Annotated in this window: 2 protein-coding genes; both read right to left on the bottom strand. The window is 66.3% G+C overall.

Annotated features, from left to right (window positions below; translation table 11 throughout):
• Window positions 1–59: 59 nt before the first annotated feature.
• Window positions 60–275, bottom strand: a complete 216-nt coding sequence (locus DW233_RS10060) for a type II toxin-antitoxin system RelB/DinJ family antitoxin (RefSeq protein WP_118268025.1) — start codon at window positions 273–275, stop codon at window positions 60–62.
• A 47-nt stretch (window positions 276–322) separates the two neighbouring features.
• Window positions 323–1,378, bottom strand: a complete 1,056-nt coding sequence (locus DW233_RS10055; RefSeq protein WP_118268023.1) for an IS1595 family transposase — start codon at window positions 1,376–1,378, stop codon at window positions 323–325.
• Window positions 1,379–1,457: the final 79 nt, after the last annotated feature.

Below are 1,457 nucleotides of genomic sequence, written 5' to 3'. Positions count from 1 at the left end.
GGCTCTGTTAGACCAAGGTTGACACGATCGGCTGTTCGTCGAACCGGGAAATAATCGAGCTACCCCCGCCCATCGCGGTCCCCGCCCTCCCCGTCAGCCTTCCCCGAAGATCCCAGCCTGACGTCGAAGGGCAGGCCGCCCTCGCGAATCACCGCCCTGAGGAATATGTTCATGGCGCCCGACATGGAGAGCCCGAGCTCGTCGAGCACGGCCACGGCCTCCCTTTTGACCTCGGGATCGATTCTTATCGTGGTGGCCGGGACGTTCGATGCCATTGCCGCTCCTTCCGCGGTCGCTGCTCCGTGGCCACCATTTTAATTCGCTAGGCCGCCCGCCCGTCCCAGTAGTCCATGAGGGGAGGCTCGAGGCCGAACATGCCGCGGACGCGGGTCGGGCAGGAGCCGCTGGCGACCTGGCGGGCGACCGTGGACTCCGCCGCGCGCGAGCCCGCCGCCATGAAGGTGCGGCACCAGCGGAACCAGTCGAGGTAGGCCCCCAGGTGCTTGGTGGACACTCCCCTGAAGCGGGCCATGAACGAGTCGAGGAGCGAATGGACGGCGTTGATGCGGTTGATGGTGCCCTCCGAACGGTCCTTGGAATCATAGGACTCATGCGAGGCGACCTTCAGGTCGCGCAGCACGTCGATGTATGCGGTCGCCTTGTCCGTGGCGACGACCGCGCCCGCGCCGATGCGGTCGCGGAGGGCCTCCGCCGCACGCTTGCGCGAGACGACGCCGCGGCCCGAGACCTCGAAGAAGGTGGCGTTCGTGTCGCTGACGCCCGTCATGACGCAGATCTGCTCGCGGGAGAGGCCGCGCCTGTGGACCTGCTTGCCGCGGTGGCGAGCCTTTCTCGGCAGGGTGAAGGAGCCCTTTGAATGGTTGCCCTTGAAGGACTCGGGGAAGTACGTCTCGTCGAGCTCGCAGGCCTGCCCCCGCCCCACATGGAACGCGGGCGAGTATTCCCTCAGGCACTCGATGAGCCTGTGGCGCATGGTCCAGGCGGTCTTGAGGCAGACGCCGCAGCGGCCGGCGCACTCGCGGAGAGGGAGCATGAGGGCGAAGCACTCGGCATAGGCCATCCAGGTCTCGCGGGGCAACTTGCTCGTGCCGAGGATCCGGTCGGTGGAGCCGGAGAACGTCCTGCCGCAGTCGCGGCAGAGGTAGCGCTGCTCGCCGTTCCTGGACTTGCCCTTCTTGACGATAGCGACCGAGCCGCAACGGGGGCAGCGCTCCACCTCATGGCCGTCTCCCGCCGCATCGTCGAACATGGCGGCGCGGACGACGTCCCCGACCAGCTCGACGGCTTTACGGCGCTCGGTCCTGCTGAGCTTCGCCAGGCTCTTCTTGAGGGTGATGACCAGGTCGTCTGCATCCATGGGCGCTCCTTCGACGTTAATTGAAGGGTACCGCCTCGCGGTGACATCGTTTTTATGTCAACCTTGGTCTAACAGAGCC

Source organism: Collinsella sp. AM20-15AC, from assembly GCF_003471405.1.
Taxonomy (GTDB): Bacteria; Actinomycetota; Coriobacteriia; order Coriobacteriales; family Coriobacteriaceae; genus Collinsella.
This window is presented reverse-complemented; position numbering and strand designations above follow the sequence as displayed.

Coding starts and splice junctions, on each gene's coding strand:
- DW233_RS10055 (WP_118268023.1), bottom strand. CDS start 1,378: ATGGATGCAGACGACCTGGTCATCACCCTCAAGAAGAGCCTGGCGAAG.
- DW233_RS10060 (WP_118268025.1), bottom strand. CDS start 275: ATGGCATCGAACGTCCCGGCCACCACGATAAGAATCGATCCCGAGGTC.